The organism is Pedobacter sp. AK017 (assembly GCF_014200825.1).
GTDB lineage: Bacteria > Bacteroidota > Bacteroidia > Sphingobacteriales > Sphingobacteriaceae > Pedobacter > Pedobacter heparinus.
The window spans coordinates 92823-108438 of the sequence record NZ_JACHCW010000014.1; the positions used below are offsets into that span (position 1 = coordinate 92823).

The following is a 15616-nucleotide window of genomic DNA, read 5'->3' on the forward strand; positions in this document are numbered from 1 at the left end:
CTATGAAGAAAATACTCTTGCTGATCCTGTTTATGGGGCCCTTTTTGAAGGGCTTTACGCAAGAGATCCCACGTTTTAATCCCGATACGATCAGGACCATCCAGCTAGATTCGGCAGTAAATATTACTACGCAGAAATTTGGTGTGGAGACCTTTATCAATGCGATCATTACAGATAAAAGTTTTTATCAGGCTTTCAGGAACATGAAACGCTATAACTTTATTGCTGAAAACCGTATTTATACCTACGATAAAAAAAATAAGGTAGAGGGCCGTATTTACCGCAAGATCAGACACAATGGCGAAGGGCCCGATAAAATGGTATTTCTGGCCAGACAGGATACGGGAAAGGTGTATAAAAAGAATGGCAAATACCAGCTGTATACCATTGAAATGTTTGATTACATTTTTATGAACGCTTATCAAACCGACTTTGTAGCAGAACCGGAGATGGGCGAAGGAAAAGCCGGTGATAAAAATGAGAGTTATAAGGATAAACTGAAAACCTTGATTTTTGCGCCGGGAAGGCCGATTAAAGGCCTGCCCTTTATTGGCAGCAAAACCCAGATATTTACAGCCAATATGCGCCAGTATTACGATTATACTTATCATAGTGGTACTTACCTGGACTCGATACCTGTTTACCGTTTTAAAGTTACCCTGAAGAAGGATCTGAGTAACAGCACCAAAGATGGCCTGATGATCAAAGAGCTGACCACCATTTTTGACAAACGTAATTTTGAGATCCTGGGCCGGTATGTGGATATGAAATACAGCAATATGCTGTTCGATTTTGATGTGCAGATGAATATTGAGACCAGCTATTTTGGGGAAGATAAGCTGCCTACCAAAATTGCTTATCAGGGCAACTGGGACTATCCCTTTAAGAAAGAAGAACGGGCAAGCTTCCTGATTGTACAGAAAGACTATACACTTGGAAAGGGCAGGTAATTTTTTAACTTAGTTGTGCTAAATACAAACATACAAATAGGATGAAAAGAATTAAATTGTTATTGCTGCTGCCGGTTCTGGTGATGGTACTGCTGTTTTCTGCCATGAATTACAAACCCAAAAAGGTGATCTTTTTTGGGGATTCCATTACTCAGGCAGGTGTGAAGCCCGGTGGCTACGTTGATCTGATAAAAAAGGATCTGGACCCGGCAAAGTACGAAGTAATTGGAGCGGGCATTGGCGGAAATAAGGTGTACGACCTGTACCTGAGGATGGAAGAGGACGTGTTGAATAAAAAACCAGACCTGGTGGTGATCTATATAGGGGTAAACGATGTATGGCATAAGCTGCAGCATAGAACGGGAACTGACTATCCAAAGTTCATTCAGTTTTACCAGGCCCTGATCAATAAGATGCAGGCTAAGGGAATAAAAGTTGTGCTTTGTACGCCAGCGGTAATTGGAGAGAAAAAAGCAGGGGCCAACGAAATGGATGCGGAACTAGATAAATATGCTTGTGCAATAAGGGAGCTGGCAGCTAAAAACAACCTGCCAATGGCTGATCTGAGGAAAATATTTACAGGTTATGACCAGGAAAACAATCCGGAAAATGCAGAGAAAGGCATTTTAACAACAGATGGGGTGCATTTAAATGAAAAAGGCAACCGTACACTGGCAGACACTTTGCTGCCACTTATAAAATAATAAATTAAAATTGCTGAAGGCAAGGTAAAGCAGGATAGGGAAAAGTAGAAATGATTAACCAGGATACCATAAACAAGATAATGGACACCGCCAGGATTGAAGAGGTGGTGGGCGATTTTGTTGCGTTAAAAAAGAGGGGTACCAGTTTAATCGGGAATTGTCCGTTCCACAATGAGAAAACCCCATCTTTTAATGTTTCGGTAACTAAAGGGATTTATAAGTGTTTCGGTTGTGGTAAGGGTGGAGATGCGGTCCATTTTATTATGGACCATGAGAAGTATTCCTATCCGGAAGCACTGAAATACCTGGCCCAGAAGTACAATATTGAAGTTGAGGAGACGGTACAGTCGCCCCAGAACATTGAGGCCCAGAATGCCCGTGAAAGTCTGTACATTGTATCAGAATACGCGGCTGGTTATTTTGCGAACGAACTTTGGACCGGCAATGATGGCCGTGCCATAGGCTTAAGTTATTTTAAGGAGCGGGGCTTCAGGGAAGATATCCTAAAGAAATTTCAGCTGGGTTACTCGCCCGATGTATGGGATGCGCTGATCCAGAATGCAGTAGGCGCCGGGCATAAAGAAGAATACCTGGAAAAAACCGGGCTTGCGATCAGGAATGATAAGGGTAAGTTGTACGACCGTTTCAGAGGGCGTGTGATGTTTCCGATCCACAACTTTACCGGCAGGGTAATCGGTTTTGGTGGAAGGACATTAAAGACGGATAAAAATGTTCCTAAATATGTAAACTCTCCGGAGAGTGACATTTACCATAAGTCCAACGTGCTTTATGGTTTGTACCATGCCAAAAAAGCGATCAGGGATCAGGATAACTGCTATCTGGTAGAAGGTTATGCAGATGTGCTGGCCGTGCACCAGGCAGGAATTGAGAATGTGGTGGCTTCTTCCGGTACTTCTTTAACCACGGAACAGATCCGGCTGATCGGACGGTTTACAGAAAATGTAACGATTTTGTATGATGGGGATGCTGCCGGCATCAAAGCTTCGCTGCGCGGACTGGATATGATCCTGGAAGAGGGGCTGAACGTGAAAGTGGTACTTTTTCCGGATGGGCACGATCCGGACTCGTACATGCACCATGTAGGCTCCGGAGAATTTAAGCAGTATATAGAAGGTAACCGCAGGGACTTTATTTTATATAAAGCTACGATTTTACTGAAAGAAGCCGGTACCGACCCCATAAAAAGGGCTGGGATTATCAGGGACATTATAGAGAGTATTGCGAAGATACCAGATGACATTAAGGCCGCTGTATTTATACGTGAATGCAGTAGCTTATTGCAGGTTGAAGAAAGGATCTTGCTTTCAGAGCTCAATAAAATGAGAGCGGCAAAGCTTAAGAAAGCTTCAGGAGGCAGCTCAAGTCCGCAATCACAATCTTTTCAGCAGCACCAGCAGGCACAGCAGCATGCAGAGGGGCCACCTGATAATCTTTTTGAAAATCCGGGCCCTTATGAAGATCCGGGTCCGGAAACTGCAGCAAGCAATGATCTCATTCAGGAACAGGAAATCGTTCGACTGCTGCTGGCTTATGGACATGAACTGGTAAACTGGGACGGCATAGACAATATGTACATTGGTTCGTTCATTATACAGAACCTGACAGACGTGGTATTTGAAGACCAGCTTTGCAGCGGCATCATAGAGAATTACAGGGAAGAAATCGAGAACGGGCATTTGCCTGTTGCCAGCCAGTTTATCAAAAGTCCGGACCGTAATATTGCTGAACTGGCGATTACACTATCCACATCCCCTTATATATTAAGTGAGAACTGGGAAAATAAGCATAACATTTATGTAAGGGACGAGACCGTAAACCTGAAGGCAACGATTTTGGGCGGCTTGTTTCACCTGAAAAAAACGAAAATTGCCGGTATCCTTTCGGCAATTTCCAAAGAAATAAAAATAGAAACAGATCCGGTGAACCTGGAAATCCTGATGCAAAGGTTTGTATTGATGAAGGGCGTTGAGCGTGAGATTTCCAAGCACCTGGGCATCACAATTTTAAAATAGATGGCTACACATAACGACCTGGGCTGGCGTGGAGAACAAATTGCCGTTGAATACCTGGAAAACCTGGGTTACCATATTTTAAACAGAAACTGGAAATGTGCCAGAGCGGAGGTAGATGTGATTGCAGATCAGGAAGGAAAGCTCATTTTTGTAGAAGTAAAGACCCGGAGCTCTACAGATTATGGCCAGCCTGAAGAATTTGTAAGTTATAAGAAGGAACGGCAGCTGGAGTTTGCTTCATCAGCTTATATTGAAATGAGGAACCATCAGGGAGAGATTCGTTTTGATATTATTGCAATTGTTTTTGAAAATAAAGACATTTATAAAATTAATCATATAGAAGATGCATTTTGGCCAAGTTAAAAATACCATAGGCAGGGCGGCACTGCCGTTTTGTTTGCTGTTTAGTTTATTGTTTGTGATCGCCTGTAAGGACAGCGCAACTGTACCGGGAATTGCGTTTAAATTTCCTGAGCAGGGCCAGTCGTTCGGACTTGGCGAGGACGTAAAGATTGGACTGGATGTTCCTGAAGGGACAACTATCACCTCTGCTACCTATTTGCTGGACGGCAAAGCAGTGGCCACAAAGCCCAATGGCGAAGCGGTTTCTGTAAATACCAAGGGGCTTTCATTAGGCTACAAGCTGATTACAGCAGTAGTGGACAATGGCAGTAAAAAAGATACGCTGACGATTAATATAGAACTTAAATCGGCCCTGAAGCCTGAACTGTATGGCTACCAGGTGGTAAAGACCTTGCCGCATGATACTTCGGCCTATACCCAGGGCCTGGAATATCATAATGGCCGGTTTCTGGAAAGTACAGGTCAGGAGCAGCATTCGACCTTACGCTGGGTTGATGTTGCATCAGGAAAAGTATTACAGCAGATCAAACTGGAAGACCAGTACTTTGGTGAAGGCTCGAGTCTGGTTGGGGATAAAGTGGTCATGCTGACCTGGCAAAATAAGCTGGGTTTGATATTTGATGCAAAATCATTTAAACAATTGTCTACTTTCCCTTATCAGTCCAGCATGGAGGGGTGGGGCTTGTGTTTTGATGGAATTCAGCTGATCAAATCAGATGGCACGAATAGACTCTGGTTCCTGAATAAAGATACCTATAAGGAAGAACGTTCGATAGAAGTTTATGACAACAATGGCCCTGTAGATTCGTTGAACGAGCTGGAATACATAGATGGTAAGATCTATGCGAACGTGTATACCAAGAATATCATTGTAGTGATTGATCCTGAATCAGGAGTAATTGAAAAACAGATTGATTTTTCAGGTCTGCTGCCTGCAGATTATTTTAAAACCGATGAAGAGCGGGGGAACAATGTGCTGAACGGAATTGCCTGGGACAAGGCAGGTAAACGTTTGTTTGTGACGGGGAAAAAATGGCCACATCTGTTTGAGGTGAAGCTTGTTCCTAAGAAATAGGTATAAAAAAAGCCTTGCCAACCGGCAAGGCTTTTTTTATACCTATTTCTTTTTCTCTTTAGGCTCAGTAAGGTAGCCGTTAAAAGATATGGGCTGCCTGTTGTTGCTGTTTACGCTCAGGGTTGCATAACCGTTCTGGGAGACATTCAGGACCACTGACTGTGTGTCTTTAGCGTCTTTTGGAGTAATGGTAATGACCCAGGATCCTTTTTTCTTCTTGTCGGCCTTATATTTAAAATCTTTGGATTTAAATTTAATGCCCGAATCGTCGGGGTTCATGGATGCGGTATAAGCTCTGCCATAGTAAGGCAGGTAAGCTTCTATACTGTCTTTGGTTACAACCAGCTGGTATTGTGAGCCGGTAAGCTGTATCATCCCCGAGCCATTTCCGCCGGGCATTCTGCTCATTACCCTGTTCACATCGGCATTGGCCATTGGCATGGCAGAACTTGCGTTAAATACATAGTGCTGCGCATTGATGATCTTAATCGTTGTTTCCTTATCGGTTTGTGCATATAGCTGCGTTGTAATCAGTAGGGCGGCAAATGCCAGCATGTTTTTAATTGTTTTCATCAGCGTATCATTTTAGTTTTTTAACTATTTTAATGTTATGATGCGAACATCAGCTGTTTTCCATAAACAACATACCTAAAGATAAGAAAATCAAGGGATAATTTCTTTACCTCCAGCTTTTATATTGATTGATCAGTCCGTTTGTTGAGCCATCATGTGAGGCTACTTCATTATCATTGTCCAGTTCAGGCAATATGCTCTTGGCCAGTTGTTTGCCCAATTCTACACCCCACTGGTCGAAGCTAAAGATATTCCAGATGATACCCTGTACAAATATCTTGTGTTCGTATAGGGCAATGAGGCTACCCAGACTAAAAGGTGTAACCTTTTTCAGCAGAATAGAGTTGGTTGGCCTGTTTCCTTCAAACACTTTAAAGGGAGCCAGTTTTTCAATTTCTTCGGCTGTTTTACCTTCTTTTTTAAGCTCTGCAACAACTTCCTCCTTGGTTTTACCATTCATTAAAGCTTCGGTTTGTGCGAAGAAATTGGATAAAAGAATTGGATGGTGGTTGCCAATGGGGTTTAAGCTTTGTGCCGGTGCAATAAAGTCGCATGGGATAATTCGGGTACCCTGGTGGATGAGCTGGTAAAATGCATGCTGGCCGTTGGTGCCGGGTTCGCCCCAGATGACCGGACCTGTTTCGTAGGTCACATCATGACCGTTACGGTCTACATGTTTGCCATTGCTTTCCATATCGCCCTGCTGGAAATAAGCCGCAAAGCGGTGCATATACTGGTCGTAAGGCAAAATGGCCTGGGTTTCTGCATCAAAGAAATTGATGTACCATATCCCTATTAAAGCCAGTATAACAGGAATGTTGATCTCGAATTCAGCATTTTCGAAATGTTCATCGGCTGCATGCGCACCTGCCAGGAGCTGTTTAAAATTGTCGTAACCCACACTCAGTGCGATAGGGAGTCCGATGGCGCTCCATAAAGAGTACCTGCCGCCTACCCAGTCCCAAAACTCAAACATGTTATCGGTGTCGATACCGAAAGCAGAAACGTCTTTGGCGTTGGTAGATAAGGCGGCGAAGTGTTTGGCAATGTCTTCTTTTTTAGCACCATTTGCCAGAAACCAGTCGCGCGCTGTATTGGCATTGGTCATGGTTTCCTGGGTAGTAAAAGTTTTGGAGGCGATGAGGAACAATGTAGTTTCCGGATCAACCTTTTTAAGTGTTTCTGCAATGTGAGTGCCGTCGATATTGGAAACGAAATGCATGTTCAGGTGGTTCTTGTAGGCGCGCAGTGCTTCTGTAACCATTACCGGCCCAAGGTCTGAACCGCCTATGCCAATATTGACCACATCGGTAATGGCCTTTCCGGTATATCCTTTCCAGCTACCTGAAATAATCTGGTTGCTGAATTTTTCCATTTTATCGAGCACAGCATAGACTTCAGGCATCACATCTTTGCCATTTACCAGGATCTCTTTGTTGCGCTGATTGCGCAAAGCAATGTGGAGTACCGGCCGGCCTTCTGTCTGGTTGATCTCTTCACCGCTGAACATGGCCTTAATGGCTTCATCAAGTTTACATTCGCGGGCCAGCTGGATGAGCAGCGCAAGGGTGGTGTCATCAATCCTGTTTTTGGAATAATCGACAAGGATCTCCTCAAATAAAAGAGAAAACTTCTCAAAGCGGGATTCATCTTCAGCAAAAAGTTCTTTCAGGTTTTTTTTATTGATGTCGATGAAGTGATCGGCAAGGTATTTATACGCAGTGGTTTCGGTAAAATTTATTGTAGGAAGCATAATAATAATGTTATATTTATTCAGCGATACAAGATAGTAAAACCTTTAAAAAAACACCTATGTTAGAAAATTTAAATCAACTCGTAAAAGAAAACGTTCAGGACGCTATTGTGAACAATAGTGCAGTGCCTGACGAACAAAATGAAGCCGCTATCAGTGCAGCTTCGGGGTCCATAATTGATGCACTTAAACAACAATTATCTTCAGGGAATATTGGCAGTTTGGTGGATGCATTTAAGGGGGGGAATGCAGAGGGGAGTGCTGTTGCCCAGGAGGCTACATCTGGCTTTTCTGATAAACTGGCTGCAATGGGCATCAATATGGATACAGCAAAAAGCATAGCCGCATCTGTTATTCCTTCAATTGTAGGTAAATTTGTGAACAAGACAAATGATCCGGGCGATAGTTCTTTCAATATCCAGGATGTAATTTCGAAGGTCTCAGGGCCGGATGGGAAATTTGACCTTTCGGATGTGACCAGAATGTTTACAGAAAAGACAGATGTAAACGGAGATGGTAAGGATGATGGTATTATTGATAAATTAAAGGGACTTTTTAGCTAGGGTAACAGCATATTTTTTTTAAAAAGGCTATTTAATGTTATTAAGTGGCCTTTTGTATTTTGTACTTATGGATACTTGTATAAAATAATTAAGTTTGTGCTTATGACAAAAGAACAAATTCAGGATTTAAGGGACAGAGTAGCGTCGCTGAGGAGGTACCTTTGACGTCGAGAACCGATTAGAAGATATACGTATTGAGCAGGAGCTTACCCTGCAGCCAAATTTTTGGGATGACCCGAAAAAGGCGGAGCAGCATATAGCAGAAATCAATTCAAAAAAGGTATGGACTGATGCCTGGCAGCAGGCAAACAGTTTGCTGGAGGATACACTGGTGCTTTTTGACTTTTTGCAGAGCGGAGACGCAACGGAGGAGGAAATGCAGGAACAGTACGATGCTTGTTTGAAAGCGATAGAAGATCTGGAGCTCAAAAATATGCTGAAGAGCAAGGAGGACCAGTTGCCTGCGGTGATGCAGATCACTGCCGGAGCAGGCGGAACGGAGAGTTGCGACTGGGCTTACATGCTGATGCGGATGTACATGATGTGGGGCGAAAAGAACGGCTATAAAATTACGGAACAGGATTACCAGGAAGGTGAGATTGCCGGTGTCAAATCGGTTACGCTACAGTTTTCGGGCGATTTTGCCTATGGCTATTTAAAAGGAGAGAATGGTGTACACCGGCTGGTGAGGATTTCCCCATTTGATTCGAATGCCAGGAGACATACTTCTTTTGCTTCGGTGTATGTTTATCCTTTAGTGGATGATACGATAGAAATAGAAGTGAAAGACTCGGAGATTGAGTTTGAGACCTTCAGGTCTGGTGGGGCAGGTGGACAGAACGTAAACAAAGTGGAGACTGCTGTACGGCTGTACCATAAGCCATCGGGGATCATCATAAAAAACCAGGAGTCCAGGTCACAGTTACAAAACAAGGAAAATGCTATCCGTTTATTGAAATCGCAGCTTTACGAAGCGGAAATGCGTAAGCGGATGGAAGCGACAGCGTTAATAGAGGGAAATAAGAAGAAAATAGAATGGGGATCGCAGATCAGGAGCTATGTGCTGGATGACAGGAGGGTAAAAGATCACCGGACAAATTTCCAGTCTTCCAATCCTCAGGCAGTTTTGGACGGGGAGCTGAACGACTTTTTGAAAGCATATTTAATGGAATTTTAAAATGAAATATTTAAGTGGATTATTCATGACAGTATTGATGTCGGCCGGAAGCCTGATGGCCCAGGAAGTATTACCAGTTTATCCGGGCGCTGTTCCTGGTGCAAAACCTACACCTGCTACTTACCAGGAAACTACGGTAATGCGTGAAGGGCGGGGCGCAAGCATTACAAAAGTTTCGGTACCTACGCTTACGGTATACCGGGCGGCTAAAGAAAAAGCAAATGGCACGGCGGTGATTATTTGTCCGGGTGGTGGATATTCGGGACTGGCCATAGGCCATGAGGGTTATCCGGTTGCAGAACGGTTTGCGGCAATTGGCGTAACGGCTTTTGTGCTGAAATACCGTTTGCCAAGCGATGAGATTATGACTGACCGCTCTGTTGGACCTTTGCAGGATGTAGAGCAGGCGATATACCATGTAAGGAAGGATGCTGCAAAATGGGGGATTAACCCGGCGAAGATAGGCGTTATGGGCTTTTCGGCAGGTGGGCACCTGGCCTCGAGCTTAACGGTACATTATAAAGACCTGAAAATTGAAAATAAAGAAGGGTTGAGCTTACGTCCGGACTTTTCTGTTTTAATATATCCGGTAATTTCATTTACAGAATCGGAGCATAAAGGTTCTGCCCAGAACCTGGCAGGTACTGATGCGAAGCTGCGTGAGTATTTTTCTAATGACAAATATGTAAATGCAGAAACCCCGCCTACATTTTTAATCCATGCCAACGACGATAAGACGGTTCCGGTGCAGAACAGCATTTTGTTTAACCAGGCTTTGGTGAAGGCCAATGTAAAAGCGGAAATGCATATTTATCAGGCAGGCGGACATGGTTTTGGCCTGAACAACAAGACTACGGCAGAAGATTGGTTTAAAACCCTTGAAAACTGGATGCGGGGCAATAAGTTTTTATAGGTTATCGCTGCTCAGGATATTCTGCAGTTGTTTTAATTCTTCTACTTTTTCTGCAGAACCAAGGTTTTCGTAGGCAGATACCAGGTTGCGTATAATCCGCCTGATGATCTCTACATTGCTGCAGGGGGCGTAAAAGCCGGGCAAGGGCTCAAGATTAAGCTGACGCAGGAACTGGTCTACATCATGCTTGCCAAAAATGGCACCCTTATTAAAGGCATTGATATAAAAAAGCACGCCAAATTCATGTTCTTCGCGTTTGCTTTCGTCGATATAACCCAATATAAAGTGTTGGGGCAGGTTTACACCATAAACCGGGATGTCGAGTTTTTGGGCAAGTGTGGCATAAATAATAGCCAGCGAGATCTGGTTGCCTTTTTTGCTTTCGAGTACCTGGCTGATATAGGAGTTTTGAGGGTCGTGATGGTTTTTGGTATTTCCGCTGAAGCCATATACACTGTAAAACACATGGTTAATAAGTTTGATCTTTTCAATTGAACTCATTTCATATTGGAGGCCCAGCCAGATTTCCCTTTTGATCTCTTCTATCTGCAGAATAACTTTTTGATCGTCCAGATCAGGATACTGGTAGCGGTTAATGACCATTGCACCCTGTAAAAGATCGAAAGCCCCGCTCTGGTACCATAGGTTAAGGTCTTCTTTTACACTGCGAAACTGGATTTTGTGTACAATGTTTTCTATGCGTTCCTGTAGGAGGGTATCTAAAGAATGTTCCCATTCGTTTTCCAAATAATCGACTACCTCGGTTCCATACTCCAGCAGGCGTTTTTCAACATGCTCGTAAATTTCCAGATCAGGATCATCCAGTAATTTGACCAGTGCGCTTATTTCTTTACTATTTTCCATTAAACATGCAAATTTGAATGCCTATTTTTGCGGCTATGGTTTTTAATTTTATCAGTGATTATTTAAAGCACCGTTTTACTGCCAAAAGCAGACATGGTACCCATTCCCCATTTGTATACAAACTTACTGATGAGGTAATTTACGATTTTAAGTCCAAAACTGATTACAAAAGTATTGAAGCGCAGCGAAAAAAACTTTTCAATGACGGTTCATTGATCACAGTGACCGATTTGGGGGCGGGTTCCCATCTGAACAAGAACAGGACGAAGAAGGTAAAACAGATTGCTAAAAATGCATTGAAGCGTCCGCGGCTGGCCCAGCTGATCTATCGTTTGGCTAAAGACGTTAAGCCTGCCAGCGTTATAGAATTGGGTACCTGCCTGGGTATAACCACTGCATATTTAAGTAGGGCTTGTCCCGATGCAGCGCTGATCACGATTGAAGGTTGCCCGGAGACAGCTAAAGTAGCCTATCGTAATTTTCAGGAACTGGGACTGGATAATGTAGAACTGCAGGTAGGGAATTTTGATACTTTACTGCCAGGTGTAATTGCCGGGCAGCAAAAGCTGGATTTCGTTTACATAGACGGCAACCATAGAAAAGAGGCTACATTAAATTATTTCAGCTGGTGTTTGCCTAAAGTTCATGAAGGTTCGTTGCTTATCTTTGACGACATCTATTGGAGCAAGGGTATGAAGGAAGCCTGGGAAGAGATAAAAAACCATCCCGATGTTACAGTAACTATAGATTTGTTTTGGATAGGATTGGTTTACTTTAGGAAGGGCCAGGTTAAAGAGCATTTTAAAATTAAGTTTTAAAATGCAGCTATCCGGACGAAGCCTTAAAAGGCCTCTGCCAGGCTGATGTAAAATCCGGTCTGGCGTTTTTCGTTAGGGCGTTTCTCACCGATTCCATAATCAAGGCGCACACTAAGGCCTTTTTCGGGGTCAAAGAAATAGCGGCCACCTGCACCATAGGAAGGTTTAAAGTTTCTGACTTCGAAACCCCCGTTTTCAAATACCTGTCCGCCGCCACCAAAAACTACTGCACCAAAGCGGTTGTTGTACCGGTACCTGAGTTCGGCCTGTGCGGCCAGGAGGTTCCTGTCGCGGTAACGGCCGGTATAATAACCCCGCATCATTTCGTCGTTGCCCATTTGTGGCAATAAGTAGAAAGGCGTGTTTTTACCCTGGATGGTATGAAAAAGTCCGTTTACACCGATCACAAATTTTGGGGAGAGCGACCAGAAACTGCGGACATTAGCTTTAATGAGGCTGCCGGTAAAATTTTCTTTGCCCCAAAAATCCGGTGCGTATTGAAAAGAAACTTTTGCCATCATCCCTTTTGTGGTGTAATTGTTAGAATTCCTGGTATCATAGGTTTGGGAAATGCCTGCATAAACTACAGAGCCGCCTGTTTTATGCAGGATAGCCTGATCGGTGGTAAATATACCGCCGACCTCTTTATCGGTAAAATGATAATTTTCAAAGCCGAGGGAAAAGCCGGTATACATTGCCGGCCAAAACCTTTTTTCGGCTTCCAGAACCACCTTTACAAAACCCTGTACCAGCCTGTCTTTATTTGCTTCATCTGTTTCGTTACCTATGCCATAAAAATTAAAGGGCATCTGTTTGAAGCGGATTTCTGAAATGTAATGATGTGTATTATTTTTGGTCCAGATATCGCCTTTTAAGGATACATTATATTGGCCTTTGGTAGATGCTGACACTACACCTGAGAAATTGGAGCTGCGATTGCTGAGGTCCTTTCTGTCTAAATAAGTAGAGTAAAGGAGGCCGGCACCAAATTCAACACCTATTTCCTGGCTGTACCTGAAAATTGGTACAGGCATAAAGCTGGGCCTTCTTGAAGAGTCTGTTTTATTGGATAAATAACGTTCTATCAGTTTTTTTTGTGCGAATGCATTTGCAGTGATCAGTACAAAAAGGGTACAAATTGAAAGTTTCTTCATCGGCCTAAAATAGGGGAAAGGATTTAATTACCGGTGTCTTTATCAACTTTAAGGCCAAATGGCTTTAAATAATAATATTTATCTATTTTTGCGGCTACAAAATTAGATCAAGATGAGTACAACAAGAGGACCGATATCTCAGTTTATGGAGCGCAATTATCTCCATTTTAATGCGGCAGCCATGATGGATGCAGCAAAAGGATATGAAACACATTTGGATGAGGGTGGTAAAATGATGATTACTCTTGCAGGGGCGATGAGCACGGCGGAGCTGGGTATTTCGCTGGCAGAAATGATCCGTCAGGATAAAGTTTCGATCATTTCATGCACCGGGGCCAACCTTGAAGAGGACATCATGAACCTTGTTGCACATTCACATTATAAGCGCGTGCCGAATTACCGCGACCTGAGTCCGCAGGACGAGTGGGACCTGTTGGAAAACCATTACAACCGGGTTACGGATACCTGTATTCCTGAAGAAGAAGCTTTCCGCAGGCTACAAAAACACATTTATAAGATCTGGAAAGATGCAGATGCTGCCGGTGAACGGTACTTTCCCCATGAGTTTATGTATAAAATGTTGTTGAGCGGCGACCTGGAGCAATATTATGAAATTGATCCTAAAAATTCATGGATGCTGGCTGCAGCAGAAAAAAACCTGCCTATTGTAGTACCGGGTTGGGAAGATTCGACGATGGGGAATATTTTTGCTTCGTACACCATGAAAGGGGAAATTAAGGCGACCACAATGAAAAGTGGTATTGAATATATGGGCTGGCTGGCCAACTGGTATATTGCGAACAGTGCGGGTAAAGGAATAGGCTTTTTTCAGATTGGTGGTGGTATAGCAGGTGATTTTCCGATCTGTGTTGTGCCTATGCTTTATCAGGATATGGAAATGGAGAACATTCCTTTCTGGAGTTATTTCTGCCAGATCTCGGATTCGACTACTTCTTATGGATCTTATTCAGGAGCAGTGCCGAACGAGAAGATTACCTGGGGTAAGCTGGACATCCACACCCCTAAATTTATTGTAGAATCGGATGCTACAATAGTGGCACCACTGATATTTGCATGGATATTAAAAATGTAATTTAAAATAACAAATCAGGCGGAAAGATGTTGCCGGGAGAAGGTCACTAATTTTTATAAAAAATTGGTGATTTTCTTTGTTTAAAGCATTAAAATGACATTATTTAGATTGATTATAAATTGTATTTACTGTCATTTCTTTGTCATTGGTACGTTAATAAATTTTACTTTTGTGGACGTTTTGGTGAAGGACTCAAGTTTAAACATCAATTACGTTTATAAAGTTTTTTAAAAAATAGCATAAAATACTCATTATGAGGGATATCTCATTGATCATTAGAAGAGTTTGGAAGTCGGCGTTCATGTTTACGGCTCTATCTGTTTTAATCGTTTCTGCAACACAAGCGCAAGATGTAGTGGAGGGAAGAAAAATATTTAAAGATAAATGTGCTTCTTGTCACCAATTAGACCGCAACAGTACAGGCCCTGCTTTAACACCTAAGCTGAATGAGCTGGATGAAGCCTTTGCCATTAAATGGATCAGGAACTGGAAAGCCCTGGTTGACGCTGGTGATAAAACTGCGATTGAGGCTGCGAAGTTCTCTCCGGCAGAAATGACCACTTTCCCAACTTTGACTGATGAGCAGATCAAAAGTGTGATTGCCTATGCAAAAGCGGGCGAGCCTAAAAAAGCAGAAGATCCAAATGCAGCTAAGGCCAGTGCGGGTTCCGATGAGGTTTCTAACTTCTCTATTGCAGGTATTGCTTTAATTATCCTGATCTCTATAGCCGTATTGGTTGTTTTAGGCCGTGCAGTGAAAATGCTGGAGCGTTTAATTCTTCAGAAACAAGGTGTTGAAATTGTTGAAGAAGACAATGTTTCCTTCAGCGTGGGTGTCCGCAGGTTGTTTAAAAACAAAAAATTCATTTTGTTCTTTATCCTGTGCATTGTTATTGCCTTAGGTTCATTTGGATGGATGGGGATGTGGAATACCGGTGTGCATACCGGGTACCAGCCGGTTCAGCCGATCAAGTTCTCTCATGAGCTGCATGCCGGGGTGAACCAGATTGACTGTCAGTATTGTCACGCAGGTGCATTTAAATCTAAGAATGCAACAATTCCTTCGGTGAATGTTTGTATGAACTGTCACAAATCAGTACAGGCTACTGAAAAATATAACGGGGAGATCTCTCCTGAGATCCAAAAGATCTATACAGCTATTGGTTATGACCCAAGTACACTGACTTACGACAAATCGAAAGAAAAACCAGTAGAGTGGGTTCGTGTACACAACTTGCCTGACTTTGCTTATTTCAACCACTCACAACACGTTGTGGTTGGTGAGGAAGCGATCAGAAAAGAAAAAGGTTTACAGCCAAATGAGCCGGTATGTTTTGCTTGTCACGGACCGGTTGACACGATGGAAGAGATTTACCAGTATTCTCCGCTGACGATGAAATGGTGTATCAACTGCCATAAAGATGCTGAGATCTCGGGTAAAGACAATGCTTTCTATACCAAAGTGATTGAAGCCCATGAGAAAATCAAAAAAGGGGAAAAAATTACGCCTGCATTGTTAGGTGGATTAGAGTGTGGTAAGTGCCACTATTAATAGAGTTTAATAACAAAGAACGTTCGATAAC

At 43.0% G+C, this 15616-nt stretch carries 15 protein-coding genes; 11 read left to right on the forward strand and 4 right to left on the reverse strand.

What is annotated here, in order from left to right; all coding sequences use genetic code 11:
* Positions 1-2 precede the first annotated feature (2 nt).
* Genes HDC92_RS19000 through HDC92_RS19020 form a run of 5 tightly spaced genes read left to right on the forward strand, consistent with a single transcriptional unit; the run spans position 3 to position 5125 of the window.
* Positions 3-950 (forward strand): hypothetical protein, encoded by a 948-nt coding sequence (locus HDC92_RS19000; RefSeq protein WP_012780452.1) that lies wholly within the window; start codon positions 3-5, stop codon positions 948-950.
* A 41-nt stretch (positions 951-991) separates the two neighbouring features.
* A complete protein-coding gene (locus HDC92_RS19005; protein WP_183876680.1) occupies positions 992-1654 on the forward strand; it encodes an SGNH/GDSL hydrolase family protein in 663 nt (220 codons plus the stop codon).
* Positions 1655-1704: 50 nt separating this feature from the next.
* Positions 1705-3687, forward strand: coding sequence for a DNA primase (gene dnaG, locus HDC92_RS19010; protein WP_183876681.1), 1983 nt, complete (start codon positions 1705-1707; stop codon positions 3685-3687).
* Entirely contained in the window at positions 3688-4050 is a 363-nt protein-coding gene (locus HDC92_RS19015; RefSeq protein WP_183876682.1) for a YraN family protein, read from the forward strand. It abuts the gene before it with no gap.
* The gene (locus tag HDC92_RS19020) at positions 4031-5125 is read left to right on the forward strand and encodes a glutaminyl-peptide cyclotransferase (protein WP_183876683.1); all 1095 of its coding nucleotides are present in this window, start codon (positions 4031-4033) and stop codon (positions 5123-5125) included. Before HDC92_RS19015 ends, HDC92_RS19020 begins: the two co-directional genes overlap by 20 nt.
* Before the next feature lie 42 nt (positions 5126-5167).
* On the opposite strand, the gene HDC92_RS19025 is transcribed toward HDC92_RS19020, so the two are convergent.
* The gene (locus HDC92_RS19025) at positions 5168-5698 is read right to left on the reverse strand and encodes a DUF4251 domain-containing protein (protein WP_183876684.1); all 531 of its coding nucleotides are present in this window, start codon (positions 5696-5698) and stop codon (positions 5168-5170) included.
* 106 nt (positions 5699-5804) lie between these two features.
* Positions 5805-7451, reverse strand: coding sequence for a glucose-6-phosphate isomerase (gene pgi / locus HDC92_RS19030; protein WP_183876685.1), 1647 nt, complete (start codon positions 7449-7451; stop codon positions 5805-5807).
* Positions 7452-7510: 59 nt separating this feature from the next.
* Here pgi and HDC92_RS19035 point away from each other — a divergent pair, with 59 nt between their 5' ends.
* The 3 genes from HDC92_RS19035 (at position 7511) to HDC92_RS19045 (ending at position 10104) form a co-directional block, all read left to right on the forward strand.
* Positions 7511-8014: a hypothetical protein gene (locus HDC92_RS19035; RefSeq protein WP_012780459.1), complete on the forward strand. Its 504-nt coding sequence runs from the start codon at positions 7511-7513 to the stop codon at positions 8012-8014.
* 102 nt (positions 8015-8116) lie between these two features.
* Positions 8117-9191, forward strand: a protein-coding gene (prfB, locus tag HDC92_RS19040) for a peptide chain release factor 2 (protein WP_012780460.1) whose coding sequence is annotated in 2 segments (ribosomal slippage) — positions 8117-8176 and positions 8178-9191 — 1074 coding nt in all. Because the reading frame shifts where the segments join, the coding sequence is not laid out codon by codon here.
* A gap of 1 nt (position 9192) precedes the next feature.
* The gene (locus HDC92_RS19045; protein ID WP_012780461.1) at positions 9193-10104 is read left to right on the forward strand and encodes an alpha/beta hydrolase; all 912 of its coding nucleotides are present in this window, start codon (positions 9193-9195) and stop codon (positions 10102-10104) included.
* Here the strand turns inward: HDC92_RS19045 and HDC92_RS19050 are convergent.
* Positions 10099-10968 (reverse strand): transglutaminase-like domain-containing protein, encoded by an 870-nt coding sequence (locus HDC92_RS19050; protein ID WP_183876686.1) that lies wholly within the window; start codon positions 10966-10968, stop codon positions 10099-10101. The two genes, HDC92_RS19045 and HDC92_RS19050, sit on opposite strands and share 6 nt — an antisense overlap.
* A gap of 17 nt (positions 10969-10985) precedes the next feature.
* Between HDC92_RS19050 and HDC92_RS19055 the strand changes: the two genes are divergently transcribed.
* On the forward strand, positions 10986-11786 hold the full coding sequence (locus tag HDC92_RS19055; protein WP_255484596.1) for an O-methyltransferase: 801 nt from the start codon (positions 10986-10988) through the stop codon (positions 11784-11786).
* Positions 11787-11809: 23 nt separating this feature from the next.
* Here the strand turns inward: HDC92_RS19055 and HDC92_RS19060 are convergent, their stop codons facing one another.
* Entirely contained in the window at positions 11810-12940 is a 1131-nt protein-coding gene (locus HDC92_RS19060; protein ID WP_183876687.1) for a polymerase, read from the reverse strand.
* Between the two features lie 112 nt (positions 12941-13052).
* Here HDC92_RS19060 and HDC92_RS19065 point away from each other — a divergent pair, with 112 nt between their 5' ends.
* Positions 13053-14033 (forward strand): deoxyhypusine synthase family protein, encoded by a 981-nt coding sequence (locus tag HDC92_RS19065; protein WP_012780465.1) that lies wholly within the window; start codon positions 13053-13055, stop codon positions 14031-14033.
* Positions 14034-14286: 253 nt separating this feature from the next.
* Positions 14287-15585 carry a c-type cytochrome gene (locus HDC92_RS19070; RefSeq protein ID WP_036675085.1) on the forward strand — a complete coding sequence of 433 codons (1299 nt, stop codon included), beginning with the start codon at positions 14287-14289 and terminating at the stop codon, positions 15583-15585.
* Positions 15586-15616: the final 31 nt, after the last annotated feature.